The 22,028-nt window shown below is 66.1% G+C and carries 16 protein-coding genes; 10 read left to right on the top strand and 6 right to left on the bottom strand.

From position 1 onward, the window contains the following. Nucleotides 1-23: 23 nt before the first annotated feature. Nucleotides 24-1,529, bottom strand: coding sequence for a glycosyltransferase family 87 protein (locus OG385_RS15445; protein ID WP_266860889.1), 1,506 nt, complete (start codon nt 1,527-1,529; stop codon nt 24-26). A 143-nt stretch (nt 1,530-1,672) separates the two neighbouring features. Further along, nucleotides 1,673-4,351: a transglycosylase domain-containing protein gene (locus OG385_RS15440; RefSeq protein ID WP_266855240.1), complete on the bottom strand. Its 2,679-nt coding sequence runs from the start codon at nt 4,349-4,351 to the stop codon at nt 1,673-1,675. 399 nt (nt 4,352-4,750) lie between these two features. On the opposite strand from OG385_RS15440, the gene OG385_RS15435 reads away from it, so the two are divergent. The 3 genes from OG385_RS15435 (at nt 4,751) to OG385_RS15425 (ending at nt 7,418) form a co-directional block, all read left to right on the top strand. Further along, entirely contained in the window at nt 4,751-5,431 is a 681-nt protein-coding gene (locus tag OG385_RS15435; RefSeq protein WP_266855239.1) for a PadR family transcriptional regulator, read from the top strand. A gap of 49 nt (nt 5,432-5,480) precedes the next feature. Beyond that, nucleotides 5,481-6,563 (top strand): inositol-3-phosphate synthase, encoded by a 1,083-nt coding sequence (locus OG385_RS15430; protein ID WP_266855238.1) that lies wholly within the window; start codon nt 5,481-5,483, stop codon nt 6,561-6,563. 306 nt (nt 6,564-6,869) lie between these two features. Next, nucleotides 6,870-7,418, top strand: a complete 549-nt coding sequence (locus OG385_RS15425) for a hypothetical protein (RefSeq protein WP_266855237.1) — start codon at nt 6,870-6,872, stop codon at nt 7,416-7,418. A 93-nt stretch (nt 7,419-7,511) separates the two neighbouring features. On the opposite strand, the gene OG385_RS15420 is transcribed toward OG385_RS15425, so the two are convergent. Further along, nucleotides 7,512-8,954, bottom strand: coding sequence for a CCA tRNA nucleotidyltransferase (locus tag OG385_RS15420; RefSeq protein ID WP_266860887.1), 1,443 nt, complete (start codon nt 8,952-8,954; stop codon nt 7,512-7,514). A 182-nt stretch (nt 8,955-9,136) separates the two neighbouring features. Here OG385_RS15420 and OG385_RS15415 point away from each other — a divergent pair, with 182 nt between their 5' ends. The 7 genes from OG385_RS15415 (at nt 9,137) to trxA (ending at nt 18,613) form a co-directional block, all read left to right on the top strand. Continuing rightward, on the top strand, nt 9,137-11,431 hold the full coding sequence (locus OG385_RS15415; RefSeq protein ID WP_266855236.1) for a DUF6049 family protein: 2,295 nt from the start codon (nt 9,137-9,139) through the stop codon (nt 11,429-11,431). A gap of 46 nt (nt 11,432-11,477) precedes the next feature. Next, nucleotides 11,478-13,637 carry a murein biosynthesis integral membrane protein MurJ gene (gene murJ / locus OG385_RS15410; protein ID WP_266855235.1) on the top strand — a complete coding sequence of 720 codons (2,160 nt, stop codon included), beginning with the start codon at nt 11,478-11,480 and terminating at the stop codon, nt 13,635-13,637. 128 nt (nt 13,638-13,765) lie between these two features. Next, entirely contained in the window at nt 13,766-15,499 is a 1,734-nt protein-coding gene (locus OG385_RS15405) for a protein kinase family protein (RefSeq protein WP_266855234.1), read from the top strand. A gap of 26 nt (nt 15,500-15,525) precedes the next feature. Next, nucleotides 15,526-16,239, top strand: coding sequence for an RNA polymerase sigma factor SigM (sigM, locus tag OG385_RS15400; RefSeq protein ID WP_266855233.1), 714 nt, complete (start codon nt 15,526-15,528; stop codon nt 16,237-16,239). Further along, nucleotides 16,236-17,135, top strand: coding sequence for a hypothetical protein (locus tag OG385_RS15395; RefSeq protein ID WP_266855232.1), 900 nt, complete (start codon nt 16,236-16,238; stop codon nt 17,133-17,135). The genes sigM and OG385_RS15395 overlap by 4 nt, the downstream gene beginning before the upstream one ends. A 106-nt stretch (nt 17,136-17,241) precedes the next feature. Beyond that, nucleotides 17,242-18,216, top strand: coding sequence for a thioredoxin-disulfide reductase (trxB, locus tag OG385_RS15390; protein WP_266855231.1), 975 nt, complete (start codon nt 17,242-17,244; stop codon nt 18,214-18,216). 49 nt (nt 18,217-18,265) lie between these two features. Then, nucleotides 18,266-18,613 carry a thioredoxin gene (trxA, locus tag OG385_RS15385; protein ID WP_266855230.1) on the top strand — a complete coding sequence of 116 codons (348 nt, stop codon included), beginning with the start codon at nt 18,266-18,268 and terminating at the stop codon, nt 18,611-18,613. 87 nt (nt 18,614-18,700) lie between these two features. Here trxA and OG385_RS15380 read toward each other — a convergent pair whose 3' ends face one another. From OG385_RS15380 to OG385_RS15370, 3 genes are all read right to left on the bottom strand, one after another. Next, nucleotides 18,701-19,318, bottom strand: coding sequence for a GNAT family N-acetyltransferase (locus OG385_RS15380; RefSeq protein WP_266855229.1), 618 nt, complete (start codon nt 19,316-19,318; stop codon nt 18,701-18,703). A 309-nt stretch (nt 19,319-19,627) separates the two neighbouring features. Further along, a complete protein-coding gene (locus OG385_RS15375; RefSeq protein WP_266855228.1) occupies nt 19,628-20,740 on the bottom strand; it encodes a ParB/RepB/Spo0J family partition protein in 1,113 nt (370 codons plus the stop codon). After that, nucleotides 20,737-21,813: an AAA family ATPase gene (locus OG385_RS15370; RefSeq protein ID WP_323183940.1), complete on the bottom strand. Its 1,077-nt coding sequence runs from the start codon at nt 21,811-21,813 to the stop codon at nt 20,737-20,739. Before OG385_RS15370 ends, OG385_RS15375 begins: the two co-directional genes overlap by 4 nt. Nucleotides 21,814-22,028: the final 215 nt, after the last annotated feature.

Raw genomic sequence — 22,028 nt, 5'->3', positions numbered from 1 at the left:
CCCGGCCGGCGGCGGCCGGCCGGCTACTCGCGTACCGAGCCGCTGCCCCACTCGACCTGCGGGCCTTCGTAGTGGTGCGCGGCATGCCGCGCCGGATGGGCGGCCGCGCCGAGCACGAACACGTCCGCCGCGCCGTCCAGCACACCTCCCGACGGATCGTCCGAGCCGTCCGTGCGTACACCGTCGCGCTCCGGCATCAGGATGTCCCGCACGATCACCGCGCAGATGTAGAGCGTTCCGATCAGGTGCAGGGCGATGGCCAACTGGTAGCCCTCGGGCGGCAGCCCCTTGGGTTTGTCGCCGCCCATCGTGTACGCGAGGTACAGCCAGATACCCAGGAAGTACATGACTTCGCAGGCCTGCCAGATGAGGAAGTCACGCCAGCGCGGCCGGGCCAGGGCCGCGAGCGGGATCAGCCACAGGACGTACTGCGGCGAGTAGACCTTGTTGGTGAGGATGAAAGCCGCGATGACCAGGAAGGCGAGCTGCGCGAACCGAGGACGGCGCGGGGCGGTCAGGGTGAGGGCCGCGATCCCGCCGCACGCCAAGAGCACCAGCAGTATCGCCCAGGTGTTGACGTTGGCCACGTCGAGAGGCTTGCCGGTGCGCTGGGTGATGATCAGCCAGAAGGAACCGAAGTCGACGTTCCGTTCCTGGCTGAACGTGTAGAACTTCTTCCACCCCTCGGGAGCGAGCAGCATGACGGGCAGGTTCACGACCAGCCAGGACGCCACTGCCCCGAACACGGCCCATCCGTACTCACGCCACTTTCCGGCACGCCAGCACAGGACGAGGAGCGGGCCGAGGATCAGCACCGGATAGAGCTTGGCGGCGGTCGCGAGGCCGATCAGGACACCGAAGGCGAGCGCGCGCCCCCGCGACCACATCAGCATCGCCGCAGCGGTGAGAGCGACCGCGAACAGGTCCCAGTTGATGGTGGCGGTGAGCGCGAAGGCGGGTGCGAGGGCCACCAGCAGGCCGTCCCAGGGGCGACGCCGATGGGTGCGGGTGACACAGACCGCGATGACGGCAGTGCAGACCATCAGCATGCCCGCGTTGACCATCCAGTAGATCTGCTCGCGGTGCTGGATGGCGCCCCCGTGCGGGGTGAGCCAGGAGGCGACCTCCATGAACAGGCCGGTGAGCACCGGGTATTCGAGGTACGGCATGTCGCCGTTGATGCGGTCGAAGTACGGGACGAGGTCGTCGGCGAAACCGCGTCCGACGTAGAGGTGGGGGATGTCCGAGTAGCAGGCGTGGTCGTACTGGGATGTTGCCCCCTGGAACCACGCCCAGTCGTAGCACGGCATCTTCTGCACCATGCCGAGAGCGAACATGCCGATCGCGACCAGGGCGATGACGCGGACAGGTGTGAGCCTGCCGGCGCCACCGCGGGCCCAGCGCCCGGCTGGGCCCCCGATCACCTCACTGCCCACCGCGGCGGTCTCGTCCTGCTGAGTGGGCCGCACCACGGGCTCTGCGGTCTTCAGTGCGGGCCGGTCCTCGTGCGCGCTCGTCATGGCGCACATCCTGCCGTACGCGGCTGTGCCCGCGGGGAGGACCGCCACAGCCGGGAGGCCCACGGCCCGAGGGCCGCCACAGCGGACGAGCTGTGACGGCCCTCGGGTACGGACGGGGCCCGGATCAGGTGACCGGGCTCATGGGGCGGTCATCAGCCCCCGCCGCCGAACAGACCGCCACCACCTCCGCCGCCACCCTGTTGTCCGCCGGTGTCGGAGGTGTCGGAGGGACTGGGAGTGGGGCCGCCGTCGGTTCCGCTGTCCGTTCCCGCGTCGGTCCCGCCGTCGTTTCCGCAGGTCCAGTCCTTCCACTTGTTGCAGGACTCGGTCGGGGAGGGCGTCGGGGAGGGCGTGTCGGACGGAGAGGGCGACGGGCTGGACGGCGACGGAGTGGGCGAAGGCGTATTGACCGGCGTCGGCTTCGGGCTCGCGACGCCGCCGCCGTAGACGACCTTCCCGATCGGCTCGGGCGCCGGGAAGTCCGTGGAAGGTGTGTTGTTGAGCGCCTGCGTCATGTAGCTGTGCCAGATCTGGGCCGGGAACGAGGCACCGTGGATCTTCTCCTCGCCGCCGGTGCCGTACATCTCCTCGAACTGGCGGTTCTGCCCCTTCGCGTTGTCGTCGAAGCGGTACATGTCGATGGCTGTGGAGAGCTGCGGGGTGTAGCCGATGAACCAGGCGGACTTGTTGCCGTCAGTGGTTCCGGTCTTGCCCGCGACCTGCCGGCCGGGAATCCTGGCGGCGGTACCGGTGCCCTTGTCGACCACGGTCTTCAGCACATCGGTGACATTGCTGGCGATGGCCGTCGAGAACGCCGACTTCTCCACCTGACTGTGCTGGTAGACCGTCCTGCCCTCGCTGGTGACCTTGGTGACCGAGAACGGCTCGTTCTGCCGGCCGTTGTTGGCGAAGGTGGCGTACGCACCGGCCATCCGGATCGCGCTGGGGCTGGAGGTACCGATGGAGAAGGAGGGGTAGTCGGAGCTGGCCATGCTCTGCTTGTCGTCGCGCAGACCGGCGTCGATGGCCGCCTGACGCACCTTGTCAGTGCCGACATCCATGCCGAGCTGGACGTATGCGGAGTTCACGGACTCCCTCATGGCCTCCCGCAGATCGATGGCGTAGTCCGGAGCCTTACCGACAGATTCCTTTCCGTCGTTCTGCTGGAGCCACTCCTTGTCCGCCTTGTTCTTCCACACACTGCCGTCGAAGTTCCTGATCTTCAGGTCGTTCTGGCCGCTGTAGAGACTCTTGGGCGAGACGAGCGTGCGATCCGAATCGGGCTGGTCCTTGCCGAGGGTCGGATTGCGCTTGCCGTACTCCAGGGCGGCTGCCAGCACGAAGGGCTTGAAGGTCGACCCGACCTGCGCGCCGGTGTAGTCGGCGTTGTTCGTGTAGTGCTTCGTCGCGTCCTCGCCGCCGTAGATGGCGGCGATGGCGCCGGTCTGCGCGTTCACCGACGCTCCGCCGAACTGGACGTGGGTGTCCGTCTTCGGCCGCTGGCCGGGCTTGATCTTCGCCTTGCGAACCTTCTCGACGGACGTCTCCAGCTCCTTGACCTTCTTCTTGTCGAAGGTCGTGTGGATCTGGTAGCCGCCCTTGGCGAGGTCCTCGGACGTGATGCCCTGCTTGTTGTTGTTGACGAAATACGACTTCGCGAGGTCGACGAGGTAGCCGGTCTGACCGCCCAGCTGGGCGTCCTTCTTCGGCGGGTCGACCTTCGGGAACGTCTTGTACTTCGCCCGCTCCGCTGCGGGAAGGCGACCGTCCTTGACCATCTCGTCGAGGATCCACCTCCAGCGGTTGGTGGCCCGCTGAAGGTTGGCCTTCGGCGTCGCCGCGGGGTCGATCTCGACGGCGCCCGCCGGGTCGAAGTAGCTGGCGCCCTTGAGCAGCGTGGCGAGGAACGCGCACTGGCTCGGGTTGAGCTTTTCGGAGTCCACCCCGAAGTACGTACGGGCCGCGGCCTGGATCCCGTAGGCACCCCGCCCGTAGTACGACGTGTTGAGGTAGTCGCTCATGATGTCACTCTTGTGCATCTTGGCGCCGACCTTGATGGAGATGAACAGTTCCTTGAACTTACGGCTGAGCGTCTGCTCCTGGCCGAGCCGCGAGTTCTTCACGTACTGCTGGGTGATCGTCGAGCCGCCCTGGGTCTCACCGCCCTTGGCCATGTTGAACACGGCGCGCGCGATACCCATGGGGTCGACGCCCTTGTCCTTGTAGAAGGACTTGTTCTCGGCCGAGACCACTGAGTTCTGCATCGCGCTGGGAATCTGCGAGAGCGGCACGATCTGCCGGTTGATCTCGCCACCCGTGGCGACCATCTGGCTGCCGTCGGACCAGTAGTAGACGTTGTTCTGCGCCTGCGAGGTCTTGGTGGCGTCCGGGATGCCGACCATGGCGTACGCGATGGTGCCCGCGGCCAGGATGCTGCCGACGAAGCCAACGAAGAGCCCGGTCACGAGCCGCCAGGACGGCACCCAGTGACGCCAGCCGTACTGGTTCGCCCGCGGGTAGTCGATGAACCTCTTCTTGTTCGGACCCCGGCCACCGCCGCCTTCCGGGCCGCTGCCGCGGCCGCCGCGCCGACCGCCGCGGCCGCCTGCTTCAGCAGCACGACGGCGCCCGCCCCCGCTGCGCTGGGCAGCCCGTCTGGCTTCGGCACGGCCGCCGTAGGGGCGCTCCTCCTCGTCCTGGGAACCTGAAGGCGACCCGGTGGTGGTTCGCGGGGGAGCTGCGCGGCGGCCGGAAGGCTGCTGGGCGTCTCGCCTGGCCGCGGCACGTCCACCACTCTGCGGCTGTGGCGGTTTGCGACGGTGCTCGCTCATCGAACGACTACTCCTCGGGCAGGCACTAACGCCTGGAAACGGCAGTTGAGTTCCGGTCCCCCCGATCCGCGGACAGCCCCTCGGAAGGGCGCATCCGCAGTGTGCACAGGCCCTCGGCCGGGCCCGTACACGTTGCATTCCGTGGACCGAGACGGCTGACGTCCCCTGGTGTCACTCGGTCCCCGGCGGTCTGCATGCCGCACAGACTACGCACGCGCAAAACCTTCTCAGTGCCGAGGTTCCGCTCAAATCAGGCAAGTTGATGCCTGTGAATCGATGATGTGACGCCGCTCACGATGACTCCGCTTGTCGCAAACGCAAGGTCGTTCTATCGTGCTGATGTATCGACTCGATACATCAGCACGGCATAAGTGACCCGGACTACAGAGGAGGCGAAGGTTGAGCAGGCGCTCCGGCATCCTCGAATTCGCCGTACTCGGTCTGCTCCGAGAGTCTCCAATGCACGGCTATGAGCTGCGCAAACGTCTGAACACCTCACTGGGGATCTTCAGGGCCTTCAGTTACGGGACCCTCTACCCCTGCCTCAAGACGCTGGTCGCCAGCGGCTGGTTGATCGAGGAGCCGGGCAGCGCCCCGGAGGACGCAGTAGCGGCTTCACTCGCAGGACGCCGCGCCAAGATCGTCTACAGGTTGACTGCGGACGGTAAGGAGCACTTCGAAGAGCTCCTCTCGCACACCGGGCCGGACACCTGGGAGGACGAGCATTTCGCTGCCCGTTTCGCCTTCTTCGGGCAGACGGAGCGCGAGGTGCGGATGCGGGTGCTGGAAGGCCGCCGCAGCCGGCTGGAGGAGCGCCTGGAGAAGATGCGCGCCTCTCTGGTCCGGACGCGCGAGCGGCTGGACGACTACACGCTTGAGCTGCAGCGGCACGGCATGGAGTCCGTGGAGCGCGAAGTGCGCTGGCTGAACGAGCTCATCGAGAGCGAGCGTGCGGGCCGGGATCAGCGACGATCCCCCGACGCCGACGCCGCTCAGCAGGACATATCAGGAGATACGGGCGGCCTGCCCCGGCATCGGGGTACCACCCCGCCGGATCCGTCCGAGGACATCGCTAAGTGAAGCTCTGCGTCCGCAGGGTTTCGTCGAGAACACACAGGGAGCAACCGGAATGGGTTCGGTTCGCGTAGCCATCGTCGGCGTGGGCAACTGCGCCGCCTCGCTGGTGCAGGGCGTCGAGTACTACAAGGACGCAGATCCGGCCGGCAAGGTGCCCGGTCTGATGCACGTCCAGTTCGGCGACTACCACGTAGGTGACGTCGAGTTCGTCGCCGCCTTCGATGTCGATGCGAAGAAGGTCGGCCTCGACCTCGCGGATGCCATCGGCGCCAGTGAGAACAACACCATCAAGATCGCCGATGTACCGAACACCGGTGTGAAGGTCCAGCGCGGCCACACCCACGACGGTCTCGGCAAGTACTACCGCGAGACCATCGAGGAGTCGGACGAGGCTCCGGTCGACATCGTCCAGGTCCTCAAGGACAAGCAGGTGGACGTCCTCGTCTGCTACCTGCCCGTCGGTTCCGAGGTCGCCGCGAAGTTCTACGCGCAGTGCGCCATCGACGCCAAGGTCGCGTTCGTCAACGCTCTCCCGGTCTTCATCGCCGGCACCAAGGAGTGGGCGGACAAGTTCACCGAGGCGGGCGTGCCGATCGTCGGCGACGACATCAAGTCGCAGGTGGGCGCCACCATCACGCACCGCGTCATGGCCAAGCTCTTCGAAGACCGCGGTGTGCGCCTCGAGCGCACCATGCAGCTGAACGTCGGCGGCAACATGGACTTCAAGAACATGCTGGAGCGCGACCGCCTGGAGTCCAAGAAGATCTCCAAGACGCAGTCGGTCACCTCGCAGATCCGCGACCGTGACCTGGGCGCCGACAACGTCCACATCGGCCCCTCGGACTACGTGGCCTGGCTGGACGACCGCAAGTGGGCGTACGTGCGCCTTGAGGGTCGTGCCTTCGGTGACGTCCCGCTGAACCTTGAGTACAAGCTCGAGGTGTGGGACTCCCCGAACTCCGCCGGTGTCATCATCGACGCCGTGCGTGCCGCGAAGATCGCCAAGGACCGCGGTATCGGCGGCCCGATCCTCTCCGCCTCCTCGTACTTCATGAAGTCGCCGCCGGTGCAGTACTTCGACGACGAGGCCTACGAGAACGTCGAGAAGTTCATCAAGGGCGAGGTCGAGCGCTGAAGCTCGGTCTGAGAACGGTCGACCGCTGACCGTTGAGAGCCCCGGACAGCCTGTCCGGGGCTCTTCCCATGTCCGGCCACCGGGGGCCCGTGATGCACCGTGCGGAGCTCGCCCCCGAGCCGCACTTTGGCGCAGTCACCTTCGACTGAGCAGCATTTACTGCGGCTATGGCCCGTTATGGACGCACGTATGTGTCACATCAGAGCCACAGACTCCATCTCAGTGACAGAAATCTCGGAGCGGCCCGCTATTTTACGGGCGTTGACAACCGCGCATACGCGTACCGCTTCAAGGGGGATCCCAACCATGTCTACTCCGCCGCCCCAGGGCCAGAACCCATACGCCCAGCAGCCCAATACTCCCTATGGACAGCCCCAGGGCGGCAATCCGTACGGTCAGCCGCCGCAGCAGCCCGGACCGTACGGACAGCAGCCGCAGCAGCCGGGCCCGTATGGACAGCCGGGGCAGCCGGGCGTCCCGCAGCAGCCATCTCCGTACTTCAACCAGGGCGGCGGCCAGATACCGATGGCCCCGGTGGCGCCGCGTCCCGGCAACGGCAAGAAGATCCTCCGGATCGTCATCGCCGTGGTCGTTATCGGCGTGGCGGCCTTCACCTGGTACTCCAGCCAGGACGACGCCGATACGGCCAAGGTCGGCGACTGCATGCACCGAGGCAGCTCCAGCGACACCGACCCGAAACTCGAGGTCGTGGACTGCAATGACGCGAAGGCCCAGTACAAGGTCGCCGAGAAGAAGGATGGCGACGAGACCTGCGACCGCACCAAGTACAACTCGTACACCGAGACCGGTGGCAGCAAGGACTTCACTCTCTGCCTGACGGACTACAAGAAGTAGCCCGCTGCAGCTGAGTCACGAAGGGGCGGTGTTTCACGTGAAACACCGCCCCTTTGCCGTGCCGGCCGTCATGTTTCACGTGAAACATCGACCTCAGTTCTGCGCGGCCCACCACTCCTTGAGCGCTGCCACCGCGGCGCCGTGCTCCATCGGCCCGTTCTCCAGCCGCAGCTCAAGCAGGAACTTGTAGGCGTTACCGATCACAGGACCCGGACCGACACCCAGGATCTCCATGATCTGGTTGCCATCCAGGTCTGGACGGATGGAGTCGAGTTCTTCCTGCTCCTGCAGATGCGCAATGCGCTCTTCCAGGCCGTCGTACGCACGCGAAAGGGCGTTGGCCTTGCGCTTGTTACGTGTGGTGCAGTCCGATCGCGTGAGCTTGTGCAGCCGCTCCAGCAGTGGTCCGGCATCACGCACATAGCGCCGCACAGCCGAGTCGGTCCACTCCCCGGTCCCGTAGCCGTGGAAGCGCAGGTGGAGCTCCACCAGCTTCGTGACGTCCTTCACCATGTCATTGGAGTACTTGAGTGCGGTCAGACGCTTCTTCGTCAGCTTCGCGCCCACCACCTCGTGGTGATGGAAGGAGACGCCACCGTCCTTCTCGAAGCGCCTCGTCTTGGGCTTACCGATGTCATGGAGCAGGGCCGCCAGCCGGAGCACCAGATCAGGACCGTCCTGCTCCAGATCGATGGCCTGCTCCAGCACGGTCAGCGAGTGCTCGTACACATCCTTGTGCCGGTGGTGCTCATCACTCTCCAGACGCAGCGCGGGAAGTTCAGGGAGCACCCATTCGGCAAGACCGGTGTCGACAAGGAGAGCGAGGCCCTTACGCGGGCTCGCGGACAACAGCAGTTTGTTGAGCTCGTCACGTACGCGCTCCGCCGAGACGATCCCGATGCGCTCGGACATGGCCGTCATCGCGGCGACAACCTCAGGCGCAACCTCGAAGTCCAGCTGAGCCGCGAACCGGGCGGCCCGCATCATGCGCAGCGGATCGTCGGAGAACGAATCCTCCGGCCTACCAGGGGTACGCAGCATCCGTCCGGCAAGATCCTCAAGACCGCCGTGCGGATCGATGAATGCCTTCTCGGGAAGAGCGACTGCCATCGCATTGACTGTGAAATCGCGACGCAGGAGGTCTTCCTCGATGGAGTCGCCGTAGGACACCTCAGGCTTGCGCGAGGTCCTGTCGTACGCCTCGGAGCGGTACGTCGTGACCTCGATCAGGTAGCCGTCCTTCTGGCAGCCGACCGTCCCGAAGGCAATTCCGACTTCCCACACCGCATCGGCCCAGGGCCGGACAATCTTCAGTACGTCGTCGGGTCGAGCGTCGGTGGTGAAGTCCAGATCGTTCCCGAGCCGGCCGAGCAGCGCGTCCCTGACCGAACCTCCGACCAGCGCGAGGCGGTGCCCGGCATCCTGGAAACGGCGGGCTAGGTCGTCGGCGACCGGGGAAACCCGCAGCAGTTCTGTGACCGCGCGGTGCTGCACCTGACTCAGTGCACTGGGATTGTCATCATTGGCGTTCGGCACAACAGAAAAGGGTACGTGCCCGTGCCGACCGGAGCGTCCCGATTTCCCGGCAGCTGTGCCCACCCTTCTGATCATGTGGACCAGTCCGCGGCACTTAGGCCCAGGGCACATCGTTACCATGCGTGGACGCAGCAACCGAGAACCACCGAATCAGCTGACGAAGACGAGGGACGGGCAAGCGCGTGGCCGAGGCGGCACACTTCCAGGAGATGACTCCTTCTCCTGCCCGCCGGTGGCTGCGGCGCACTGCGTCGCTGCTCGCCGGTGGAACGCTCATGGCGGGCCTTTTCTACGGCCCGGCAGCGGCCCCTGCACAGGCCGCCGTCACCGCACGGAACACCGGCGCCGTAGCCGTCAGTCTCGATGCGCTGTCACCCAGCGCACCGGTGAAGGGCGACAGCGTCACCATCACGGGCACGGTGACGAACAAGCGCAAGGAGACCGTCACTGACGCCCACGTCGGTGTTCGCGTGGGGCCGCGCCTTGCCGGCAGATCCGCCATCGATGACGCGGCAAAGCACTCCTCCGACCTCACGGGTGCAGACCCTCAGGAGGTCGGCGGCAAGTACACGGCGAAATTCGCGAAGCTGCCCTCGGGGATCAGCGAGAACTTCTCGATCTCGGTCCCGGTGAGCAAGATGAATCTCGGTGCGGACGGCGTGTACCAGCTCGGCGTCTCCCTCTCCGGACAGACAGCCGGTGCCCCGTACGAGCAGGTGCTCGGCATCCAGCGGACCTTCCTGCCCTGGCAGCCCACTGCGCAGAGCAAGAAGACACAGATCACCTCGGTGTGGCCCCTCATCTCGAAGATCCATCTGCGAGCCGAGACCAGCGCCGACGCTCAGCAGACGCCGGTCTTCGAGAACGACGACCTGGCGGAGGAGCTCGCGCCCGGCGGCCGCCTGGAGCAGATGGTTTCGCTGGGCCGCTCCCTGCCGGTCACCTGGGTCATCGACCCGGATCTGCTGGCGAGCGTCGACGCGATGACCCGGAACTATCAGATCCAGGTCGGAGACACCCAGGTCGCAGGCAAGAACCAGGCCGTCGCCAAGAAATGGCTGAGTGACCTGGAAGACGCGGTAAAGGGCCAGAAGGTCGTCGCTCTGCCGTTCGCGGATCCCGATCTTGCCTCTCTGGCCCACCACGGCAAGAACGTTCCCGGCGCGCTGAGCCATCTGCAGTCGGCCACCGAGATCGCCGGCAAGACCGTGCAGACGATCCTGCATGTGAAGGCGTCCACCGATTTCGCCTGGCCGGCCAGTGGCGCGATCGACCCTTCGATCGTTGATGTGGCCACCTCTGCCGGGGCCCACAATGTGATCGCCAGCAGCGACAGTCTGCAAGAGACGGCCGGACTGCCGTACACCCCCACAGCGGCCCGGCCCATCGGCGGCGGCACCACGGCAGTGGTTTCCGACTCCCGGCTCTCCAATGCCTTCCAGGGCGACATGGCCCAGGCAGGTGCCTCCACTCTCGCAGTGCAGAACTACCTCGCCCAGACCCTGGCTCTGAACCTGCAGGAGCCGTCCAAGCAGCGCAGCATCGTCGTCGCCCCCCAGCGGATGCCCTCCGTCAGCCAGGCACAGTCGATGGCGAGCGCGCTACGCACTCTGGACGAGAACCGCTGGACCGAGCCCCTCAACCTCATCGACGCGGCCAAGGCCAAGGCGGATCCCAACGCGACGACGACGGTGCCGAGCTCATCGGCGTACCCGTCGTCACTGCGCCGCCAGGAGCTGCCGGTCAAGGCGTTCCAGGACGTCAGGACCACGCAGTCGACGCTCGACAACTTCAAGATCATCCTGAGCCAGCCGGACCGGGTGGTGACGCCGTTCAGCAACGCCATGGACCGGTCCATGGCGACCTCGTGGCGTGGCGATGCCAAGGGGGCAAGCGCCTACCGGAGCGGGGTCCAGTCCTATCTGCAGAGCCTCACCGGCGAGGTGCAGATCGTCCAGAAGTCCGACATGACGCTGTCCGGACGCAGTGCGACGATCCCGGTGACCGTGCAGAACAAGTTGCTTCAGCCCGTCAAGCACCTGGTGCTGAAGCTGCGCTCGACCAGCCCCAACCGTCTGCAGCTCGGAGACGACAAGGCGGCCGTCGCCGAGCAGCCCCTGGAGATCGCGGGCGGGCACAGCCAGACGGTGAAGTTCACGACGTCGATCAACGCCAACGGGCCCGTCAGGGTGTACGCCCAGCTCTTCACCGAGGACGGCACGCCGTACGGCAGTGCGAAGGCAATGCCCTTCACAGTGACAGTCTCGGAGATGACGCTGACGGTCATGCTGGTGATCGCCGGAGGTCTTCTGCTCCTGGTACTCGCCGGAATCAGGATGTACACGCATCGCAAGCGGGCCGCCGCTCGTGCGGCCGCTGCCGGGGGCGAGGACCCGGAGCAGCCGAGTGACCCGGGGGCGGACACCGGGGCGGAAAACGGCAACCCGCCGGGCACGGGTGAGAAAGTGGACCGTTGAGCGATGTCGTGGCCGGCCGGCCGGGGACGATGAGGTGGGGTAACCAATGAACGCGCCGTACGACGGTGACCGTGACCAGGGTTCTGGGGGCGGGGCTGCGTATTCCGGTGGGACGCCCCCCGAGCACCCCGCGGCGGGCCAGAATCAGCCTGCCCCGGATCCGTATGTCCAGGACACCTACAGCTACGACCCGTACGGGGCACATGATCTCGGTGCCCAGGACCCGGTGGCGGATGCGCTCTACGACCGTGCGTCTCACCCCCCGCCTCCCCCGGGCACCTACACCGAGCCGCAGCCGATGTACCAGCAGCCGCCTGCGGCGCAGTACCCGCCGGACCCCCGGGTCTGGGCACAGACCCCAGCACCCGAGCCGGAGGGCCCGTCCCGCTACCTTCCGTACGGGGATGACGCGACGACCCAGTTCGTCGGGGTCGACGATCTGGTGACCCAGGCAGCCGACGAACCGGAACAGCAGGACGCGTTCGCCCATCTCTTCCGGGACCAGCAGGGCGCCGCGCCCGTTCCGCCGCCCGGTGGCCCGCAGGAGCCCGCTCCCGCCCCTCCCCCCGAGAAGTCGGGCGGGGCATCCGGCCTGCTGAAGTCGAGCGCGGTGATGGCCGCGGGGACCCTGGTCTCCCGCCTCACCGGCTTTGTACGCACCATGGTGATCACTGCCGCGCTGGGTGCGGCGACGCTCGGCGACTCCTTCACCGTGGCCTACACGCTGCCCACCATGATCTACATCCTGACCGTGGGCGGCGGGCTCAACTCCGTGTTCGTGCCGCAGCTCGTGCGCTCGATGAAGGAGGACGACGACGGCGGCGAGGCCTACGCCAACCGTCTGCTCACCGTCGTCATGGTGGCCCTCGGCGTCATCGTCGGTATCGCGGTCTTCGCGGCGCCGCTGCTGATCCGGCTGATGTCCCTGCCGATCGCCGACGATCCGGCAGCCAACAACGTCGCTGTCACCTTCGCGCGCTACTGCCTGCCCACCATCTTCTTCATGGGTGTGCACGTCGTGATGGGGCAGATCCTGAACGCCCGCGGAAAGTTCGGCGCGATGATGTGGACTCCGGTCCTCAACAACATCGTCATGATCTTCACCTTCGGACTGTTCATCTGGGTCTACGGCACCTCCGCCGACTCCCACATGAAGGTGACGACCATCCCTGCGGACGGGGTGCGGCTGCTCGGAATCGGCACCCTGCTGGGTCTGACTGTCCAGGCCCTGTCGATGATCCCGTACCTGCGAGAAGCCGGTTTCCGCTTCCGCCCGCGCTTCGACTGGCGCGGACACGGTCTCGGCAAGGCCGTGAAGCTCGCCAAATGGACGGTCCTGTTCGTCCTCGCCAACCAGGCGGGTGTCCTGGTGGTCACCCAGCTCGCCACCGCCGCGGGCAAGGCCTCCGGACGGTCCGGCGCGGGGATCATGGCCTACTCGAACGCGCAGCTGATCTGGGGGATGCCCCAGGCCATCATCACCGTCTCGGTCATGGCCGCCCTGCTGCCGCGGATCTCCCGCGCCGCCAATGACGGAGATGTCGGTGCGGTCCGCGACGACATCTCACAGGGACTGCGGAACTCCGCTGTGGCGATCGTTCCGGTCTCCTTCGCATTCCTCGCCCTGGGCGTACCGGTCTGCACCCTGCTGTTCGCCTCCAGCGGCGTACAGGCATCGGAGTCCATGGGCTATGTCCTGATGGCCTTCGCCCTCGGCCTGATCCCCTACTCGGTGCAGTACGTCGTCCTGCGTGGCTTCTATGCGTACGAGGACACCCGCACCCCCTTCTACAACACGGTCATCGTCGCCGCAGTGAACGCTGCGGCCTCCGCACTCTGCTACGTCGTCCTCCCCTCACAGTGGGCGGTGGTCGGTATGGCCGCCTCCTACGGTCTGGCCTACGCGGTCGGTGTCGGGATCGCCTGGCGAAGGCTGCGCAAGCGGCTGGGCGGGGACCTGGACGGGACGCACATCCTCCGGACGTACGCCCGCCTGGCGCTGGCTTCCATCCCGGGAGCCGTTGTCGGCGGAGCTGTCGGATTCGGCATCATCCGGGTACTCGGAGAGGGAGTGCTGGGCTCGCTGGCAGCGCTGGTCGTCGGCGGCGCCGTACTTCTCGGTGTGTTCTTCATCGCGGCGAAGCGCATGCGGATCGCCGAGCTCAACTCAATGGTTGCCATGGTGCGCGGTCGCCTCGGCCGCTAGGCGCCGACGGGATCGCACAACCATCGTCCGACGCCGTGTGTCGTGCATAGCGCCGGACTGTGGGCACAATTGGCATGGCTTTGCAGACTGGCCGACAGCGCGCAACGGATGGGGAGGCAGGAACGACGGTGGCGGAACGTAGCACGGCTGCCGTCGACGTGGCCGACAACAGTGGCGACAAGCCGCTGGCCGCCAAGGCGGACAAGGCCACGGCCGACGGCACGGTGGAACCTCAGGAAACGGCTGATACCACGGCCGGTGAAGGCACCCGGGACGAGGAGAGCGAGAAGAAGCCGACGGAGGCCGCGGCAGCGCCCGAGCTCCACAGCGGGCACAAACTCGCCAGACGCTACCGACTGGAGGAGTGCGTCACCCGTCTGGACGGTTTCAGCAGTTGGCGTGCGGTCGACGAGAAGCTCAGGCGCGCTGTCGGTGTGCATCTGCTTCCCGCTGATCACGCCCGGGCACGTGCCGTCCTCGCGGCCGCCCGGTCCTCGGCCCTTCTCGGCGACCCGCGCTTCGTGCAGGTCCTGGATGCCGTCGAGGAGAACGATCTCGTCTATGTCGTGCACGAATGGCTGCCCGACGCGACAGAAATCACCGCGCTGCTCGCTTCCGGCCCCCTGGAGGCCCACGACGCCTACCAGCTCGTCAGCCAGGTCTCGCAAGCCATGGCCGCCGCACACCGCGAGGGCCTGTCCCACCTCAGGCTCACGCCCAGCGCGGTCCTGCGGACCTCTTCCGGCCAGTACCGCATCCGCGGGCTCGCGGTGAACGCAGCCCTGCGCGGCATCACCTCTGACACTCCGCAGCGGACCGACACAGAGGCCGTCGGCGCCCTGCTGTATGCCGCGCTGACGCAGCGCTGGCCCTACGAAACCGATGCCTACGGTCTCTCCGGCCTGCCCAAGGGTGTCGGTCTGATCCCCCCGGACCAGGTACGGGCCGGCGTCAACCGCGATCTCGCGGAGATCGCGATGCGCGCCCTGGCCAATGACGGTGCCACCGCATCCCGTCAGGAACCGCCCTGCACCACCCCCGACGAGCTCGCCAAGGCCGTCGCCGCCATGCCTCGGATCCGCCCACCGGAGCCCGCCTACACCCCGCCGCCCGAGTACCAGCGCACGAACTACCAGCAGGGCACCTACGGCCGTCCGGCGACCGGCGCCAGGGTGGCACCCACCCAGCCGGTGGCCGCTCCTCCACCGCCGCTCCAGGGCCGCACCGGCAAGGTGCTCAAGTGGGCCGTCTCCGCACTGCTGATCGCCGCGCTGGGTCTGGGCAGCTGGCAGCTCGCCGACACACTTCTGGACCGGGGCAAGGACTCCACCGGTACGGGCACCAACCAGACCAACAACGGCAACAACAATGGCACCGCCGAGCAGAAGGCTCTTCAGCCGCTCCCGGTAAAGGACGCAGCCGAGTACTACCCGGACGGCAAGCCCCAGCACCCCGCCGATGTCGGGAAGACCTACGACGGTGACAGCTCGACGTACTGGCGCACCTACTCCTTCAAGGACGGCCCCCAGCTGGCCCCCTTCAAGCGAGGGGTGGGGATCGTCTACGACCTGGGTTCCGCGAAGGACGTATCGGCTGCCTCCATAGGGCTGCGCTACTCGGGCAACGAGACCGCGATCTCCCTGTACGCAGCAGATTCAATGTCCTCCTCGGCGTCACTGAGCTCGATGAAGAAGATCACTTCTACGAGCACCAACGGCACCACAGCGCGTTTCAAGGCAGACAAACCGGTGAACACGCGCTATGTACTGGTCTGGATCACGGCCATGCCGGATTCACCCGGAGATCAGTACAGCGAAGCGGGTTACAAGCAGGCCATAACGGATGTGAAGTTCTCCGGCTGATCAGGGACAGGGGAGGGGGCTCACCGTTGGACGACACCGCGCTCGGTACCGCCGGCGACCAGGAGCTGCTGGCTGCCCACGTCGCTGGCGACGCCGATGCCTTCGGTGAGCTGGTACGGCGCTACCGAGACCGGCTCTGGGCCGTCGCCCTGCGCACGCTCGGCGACCGCGAGGAGGCTGCCGACGCCGTCCAGGATGCACTGGTCTCCGCCTACCGCGCCGCCCACACCTTTCGCGGCCAGTCCGCCGTCACCACCTGGCTGCATCGCATCACGGTCAACGCCTGCCTCGACCGAGCCCGTAAGGCAGCGACACGGAAGACCTCGCCCGTCGACGACGCGGAGCGCCTCGATCAGCTCCTCGAACCTCATGAGTCCGCCGAGGCACCAGCAGAGCGCCAGGACCTGCACCGCGAACTGATCAAAGCCATGAGCTCCCTCCCTGCGGAACAGCGCGCCGCCCTCGTCCTCGTCGACATGCAGGGCTACCCCGTGGCGGAGGCTGCGCAGATCCTTGATGTGCCTACAGGCACCGTGAAGAGTCGCTGTGCACGCGGCCGGGCGAGACTCCTCCCACTCCTCAAGCACCTGCGCCCGCAGTCGGCGGAGACAGGAAACGACACCCCGGCCGACGCAGCAAGGAACCGGATGCCTGGAGCATCCGTCCCACCTGCGTCGAGGCCGAAGGACGCGGGACCACAGAATCCTGCTGCAGTGAAGGGCGGAGGTGGACGCGCATGACATCGACGGCTGATACGTCTCAGCATCCCGATGTCTCGGAGATCGCCGATCTCGCTGAAGGTCTCCTTGCGCCATCCCGCGCAGTGGAAATGCAGCAGCATATCGACGCCTGCTCACTCTGTTCCGATGTCAGAGGCTCCCTCCAGGAGATTCAGGAGCTGCTCGCAACCGCGCCCGGGCCGGTTGTCATGCCGGCCGATATCGCTGAGCGTATGGACGTAGCTCTGGCTGCGGAGTCCCTGCTCGAAGCCACCCCGCGCGAAGGCGCGGCTCATGTTTCACGTGAAACATCACTCCCGCCCCGCAGCGCGGAACCCGTTCACGGCAAGCGCCCGTCAGGGCGTCCACGTGCCACTACAGGCCCCGGCAGAAGCCGTACGGCGCGGCGACGACGTCACGTCGCTGCTCTTAGCGCGGTCTTGGGGGCAGCGGTCATCGGTATCGGTGTGTTCTTTCTGCAGTCGTCGCCCACCGCGTCGAGCGGTGACACCAGCGCTGCGGGAAAGACATCGAAGCGCGCAGGGACACCCGTATTCATTGATGCCGCTCTGCAGGACCAGGTGCATTCCCTGCTCGCCTCGGACACCACGGCGAGCACAGTCTCCCCACAGGAGAAGAAGGCTCCATCGGTCCATATGGACTCCGGCCCGACGACGCTCAAGAACGGGCCCGACGTGGCCGTGCCGCCCTGTGTCGAGAAGGGCATAGGACGCGAGGAAGGTCCGATCGCCGCGCAGAAGGGCATCTACAAGGGTTCCGATGCCTTCCTCGTCGTGCTGCCGCACCCCACTGACAGCACCCGCGTCCAGGTGTATGTCGTGGACGCGGCATGCGTCCATGCCACGCCGTCCACTCGCGGCAAGGTGCTCCTGACCCACGTCTACCCCCGCGGCTGACCCTCACGGGAATGCACGCCCCGTAGGATCCGTTGGGTGGGGTGAGAGTCCGCTGGACCTGGCCCCAGTAGGCAGCAAGCAGTCCGCAGAGACGAGGAAGAAACCCGTGAGCGACGTCCGTAACGTGATCATTATCGGCTCCGGGCCCGCCGGCTACACCGCCGCGCTCTATACCGCGCGCGCGTCACTGCAGCCGCTGGTCTTCGAAGGTGCAGTCACCGCCGGTGGTGCGCTTATGAACACCACCGAGGTGGAGAACTTCCCCGGATTCCAGGACGGCATCATGGGACCCGACCTGATGGACAGCATGCGTGCCCAGGCGGAGCGCTTCGGTGCCGAGCTGGTTCCTGACGACATCGTGGCCGTCGATCTGACCGGCGAGATCAAGACCGTCACCGACACGGCCGGCACTGTGCACCGGGCCAAGGCGGTCATCGTCACGACTGGCTCGCAGCACCGCAAGCTCGGCCTGCCGAACGAGGATGCCCTCTCCGGACGCGGCGTCTCCTGGTGTGCCACCTGCGACGGCTTCTTCTTCAAGGACCAGGACATCGCTGTCGTCGGCGGTGGCGACACCGCAATGGAGGAAGCCACCTTCCTCTCCCGGTTCGCCAAGTCCGTCACCATCGTGCACCGCCGGGACACCCTGCGCGCCTCCAAGGCCATGCAGGAGCGTGCCGTCGCCGACCCGAAGATCAAGTTCGCCTGGGACAGCGAGGTGGCTGTGATCCACGGCGAGCAGAAGCTCTCCAGCCTGACGCTGCGCAACACCAAGACCGGGGAGACCTCCGAGCTGCCGGTGACGGGCCTGTTCATCGCCGTCGGCCACGATCCGCGCACCGAGCTGTTCAAGGGCCAGCTGGACCTGGACGACGAGGGCTATCTGAAGGTCGACGCACCTTCCACCCGGACCAACCTCACTGGTGTCTTCGGCGCTGGTGACGTCGTTGACCACACCTACCGGCAGGCCATCACAGCTGCTGGGACGGGCTGCTCCGCCGCCCTCGACGCCGAGCGCTTCCTGTCGGCCCTGGCCGACAGCGAGAAGGCCGCAGAGCCCGAGAAGATCGCCAGCATCTGATCACCGCATTCCCCATCCCGAACACCCCGTGAAGAAAGAGGAGCCCGCCGTGGCCGGCACCCTGAAGAACGTAACTGATGACTCCTTCGAACAGGATGTCCTCAAGAGCGGCAAGCCCGTACTGGTCGACTTCTGGGCCGCCTGGTGCGGTCCGTGCCGCCAGATCGCTCCGTCTCTCGAGGCCATCGCAGCCGAGTACGGTGAGCAGATCGAGGTCGTCAAGCTCAACATCGACGAGAACCCGGGCACTGCCGCAAAGTACGGCGTGATGTCCATTCCGACGCTCAACGTCTACCAGGGCGGCGAGGTGGCCAAGACCATCGTCGGCGCCAAGCCGAAGGCCGCGATCATTCGCGACCTTGAGGGCTTCATCGGCGACGAGGCCACCAAGGCCTGACGTCCCCCATGTTTCACGTGAAACAGGGGCCGCCCCTGAGGGCGGCCCCTGTTTTGATGCTCCGGGTGGCTTCTGTGGGAGCGATCCTCACAACGGACGCAGCACTGGGTCCTTCTTCACTGCGCCCAAGAGTCGGTCCAGCGCAAGCTCCACGTCTTCCTTCCAGGACAGAGTTGTACGCAACTCAAGCCGTAGCCTGGGGTAGTTCGGATGCGGCCGTACCGTCTTGAACCCGACCGCCAGCAGATGATCCGCGGGGAGCAGACAGGCGGGTTCCTTCCACCGAGCATCGCCGAATACCTCGATCGCCTTGAAGTTCCTCCGGAGCAGATCCTTCGCTACCGTCTGCACCAGCACCCGCCCCAGTCCCTGCCCCTGGTACCCCGGCGTGATCCACGCCGTTATCAGCTGCACGGCGTCGGGAGAGACGGGACTCGTGGGAAAAGCCAGCGAGCGTGGTACGTACGCAGGCGGAGCATAGAGAACGAAGCCCACCGGCACGTCATCGACGTAGACGACCCGGCCGCAGGAACCCCACTCCAGTAGCACGGCCGAGATCCATGCTTCCTTCTCCAGCTCCGGCGTACCAGCCTCTATCGCGGCTTCCCCGCTGACCGGGTCGAGTTCCCAGAAGACACATGAACGGCAACGCTTGGGAAGGTCCGGAAGGTTGTCCAGCGTGAGCGGTACAAGCCGACGCCCCATGAACGGTGTTCCTCACTTCTCTCACCCGCTGCTTCGCAAGCGGCGCTCAGCTCGCTCCACTCCCTGAGCAGGCTGCCGACGAATCCGCCGACCACTCCCAGCCCCAGTCCAGCAGTCACCAGTCGGCTGCGGTTCACCGTTCGCATGGGCCCCTGCCCTCCCTCCGCGATGGATCAAGGTGGATGCGCCATACCAAAACGCATCGTATCCATCCCGGCGATCGGACGGATACCGTGAGAAAGCAAAGGGCGGGGCGTGTTCCGGCCTACCGGACACGCCCCGCCCTCTGAACAGATGCCAGCCGCAGACTCAGTTCTCGTCTCCCTCGACAGCTTCGGCTTCGGCTGCGAGCCGCTTCTCCAGGACTCGTCCTTCGCCGGGAGCGAGCGAACCAAGAATCCGGTCCAGATCATCCATCGAAGCGAACTCGACGACGATCTTCCCCTTCTTCTGTCCCAGATCGACCTTCACCCGCGTCTCGAAGCGATCCGAGAGCCGTGAGGCAAGGTCGGAGAGCGCCGGCGACACCCGCCCTCCAGCACGCGGCCCCTTGGCCTTCGGAGCGCTCTGCGGACGCGACTGCATCAGCGTGACGATCTCCTCGACCGCACGTACCGAGAGCCCTTCCGCCACAATGCGGTGCGCCAACCGGTCCTGCTCCTCGGAGTCGTCCACCGACAGGAGCGCCCGCGCATGTCCTGCGGACAGGACTCCGGCAGCAACCCTGCGCTGCACCGGGGGCGAGAGCCTCAACAGCCGCAAGGTATTGGACACCTGCGGCCGCGAGCGACCGATCCGGTCAGCGAGCTGATCGTGTGTGCAATTGAAGTCCTTGAGCAACTGATCGTAAGCCGCGGCCTCTTCAAGCGGGTTCAGCTGAGAACGGTGAAGGTTCTCCAGCAGCGCGTCCAGAAGGAGCTTCTCGTCGTCCGTGGCCCGGACGATCGCCGGGATGCGCTCCAGGTCTGCCGCACGGCAGGCCCGCCAACGCCGCTCGCCCATGATGAGCTCGAAGCGTTCGGGGCCTGCCTGACGTACCACGACAGGCTGCAGGAGGCCTACCTCCTTGATGGAGGAGACAAGCTCAGCGAGAGCGTCGTCGTCGAACACCTCACGCGGCTGGCGCGGGTTGGGGGTGATCGCGTCGATCGGCAGCTCGGCGAAGTAGGCGCCCGCAGGCTCCACTTGCTCTGCCACAGCTACGGGTGCCGACTCCTGCGCAGGAACAATCGATTCCCGTGAAACAGCTCCGGTAGGCAGCGCCGCCAGCTTCGCTGCCGCCACACCCCGCTCTGCTGTCATCACTGGTGCAGCCCCGGGAGTGGACGATGCCTCGGCGCCTGCGAGACCCACCTTCTCCTGTGGTGCGGCAGGGATCAGCGCACCGAGTCCACGTCCCAACCCCCTGCGTCGCTCACTCACTGGATCCCCTCCGAGATGCTCTGCTGACTGTTGTGACTGCCTGTTTGTGCGTGCCGGCCGTCGTAGTGCACGTCAACGCCGCGAAGCGCGATCTCACGGGCCGCTTCAAGGTACGACAGCGAACCGCTGGATCCGGGGTCATAGGTGAGGACTGTCTGCCCATAGCTCGGGGCCTCAGAGATACGAACCGACCGCGGAATACTGGTCTTCAGGACCTCGCGGACGAAGTGGCTGCGCACCTCATCTGCCACTTGCGAGGCAAGGCGAGTTCTGCCGTCGTACATGGTGAGCAGAATCGTCGACACATGAAGCTCGGGGTTGAGATGCCCGCGGACCAGGTCGACATTCCGCAGCAACTGCCCCAGGCCCTCAAGTGCGTAGTACTCACACTGAATCGGGATCAGCACCTCAGCGCCCGCCACCATCGCGTTGACGGTCAGCAGGCCCAAGGAGGGTGGACAGTCGATGAGGATGTAGTCCAGTGGCTGTTCATACGCTTGGAGCGCTCGCTGGAGGCGACTCTCCCGAGCCACGAGGGACACCAACTCGATCTCAGCGCCTGCGAGATCGATGGTGGCCGGAGCGCAGAAGAGACCCTCGACGTCAGGAACGGGCTGGACCACTTCGGAGAGCGGCCGGCTCTCTACCAGGACGTCGTAGATCGATGGAACTTCGGAGTGATGGTCGATCCCCAGTGCCGTGGAGGCGTTTCCCTGAGGATCCAGGTCAATCACCAGCACACGCGCGCCATGCAGCGCGAGCGAGGCGGCGAGGTTGACCGTTGTTGTGGTCTTACCGACGCCGCCCTTCTGGTTGGCGACCACCATGACGCGCGTCTGCTCGGGCCGGGGCAGGCCCTCTCCGGCACGGCCGAGAGCTTCTACAGCCAGTTGGGCAGCGCGACCAATAGGGGTGTCGTCCATCGGCGGCGGTGTTTCACGTGAAACATCTTCTGCCGCCGACTCGGTACGGGGACCGGGGACCGGATCGGTCATCGGTCCCGCGATGTTGGCGTCGGACCGCAAGGATTCACTCTCCTCGACTTCAGGCTCACAATGCACAGAGCCTGCCATGCTTTCGGGGTTGTGAACCAGCGAGGCATGTTCTTCTGTGGATGAATCCACCTTTGTGGACAACTCTGTAACCCCGAAGGGTCTACGATCCCGCGGCGTAGAGGCCGCGCGACTGCGACTGATGATCCCATGCAGCAGAGAGCGACGTTTCACGTGAAACAAGATGCCCTCGCCGCCACGTCACAACGTCACGACACTCCGAATTGAGTCTATTT

Origin of the sequence: Streptomyces sp. NBC_01306 (assembly GCF_026340465.1) — a bacterium.
Taxonomy (GTDB): Bacteria; Actinomycetota; Actinomycetes; order Streptomycetales; family Streptomycetaceae; genus Streptomyces.
Note: the sequence above shows the minus strand (reverse complement) of the source record. Positions and strands in the feature narration are given on the sequence as shown.

Bases quoted from the DNA above. Each gene is read 5' to 3' on its own strand.
- OG385_RS15430 (WP_266855238.1), top strand. From the start codon at position 5,481: ATGGGTTCGGTTCGCGTAGCCATCGTCGGCGTGGGCAACTGCGCCGCC.
- OG385_RS15395 (WP_266855232.1), top strand. From the start codon at position 16,236: ATGACATCGACGGCTGATACGTCTCAGCATCCCGATGTCTCGGAGATC.
- OG385_RS15425 (WP_266855237.1), top strand. From the start codon at position 6,870: ATGTCTACTCCGCCGCCCCAGGGCCAGAACCCATACGCCCAGCAGCCC.
- OG385_RS15440 (WP_266855240.1), bottom strand. From the start codon at position 4,351: ATGAGCGAGCACCGTCGCAAACCGCCACAGCCGCAGAGTGGTGGACGT.
- OG385_RS15380 (WP_266855229.1), bottom strand. From the start codon at position 19,318: ATGGGGCGTCGGCTTGTACCGCTCACGCTGGACAACCTTCCGGACCTT.
- OG385_RS15370 (WP_323183940.1), bottom strand. From the start codon at position 21,813: ATGGCAGGCTCTGTGCATTGTGAGCCTGAAGTCGAGGAGAGTGAATCC.
- OG385_RS15445 (WP_266860889.1), bottom strand. From the start codon at position 1,529: ATGTGCGCCATGACGAGCGCGCACGAGGACCGGCCCGCACTGAAGACC.
- murJ (WP_266855235.1), top strand. From the start codon at position 11,478: ATGAACGCGCCGTACGACGGTGACCGTGACCAGGGTTCTGGGGGCGGG.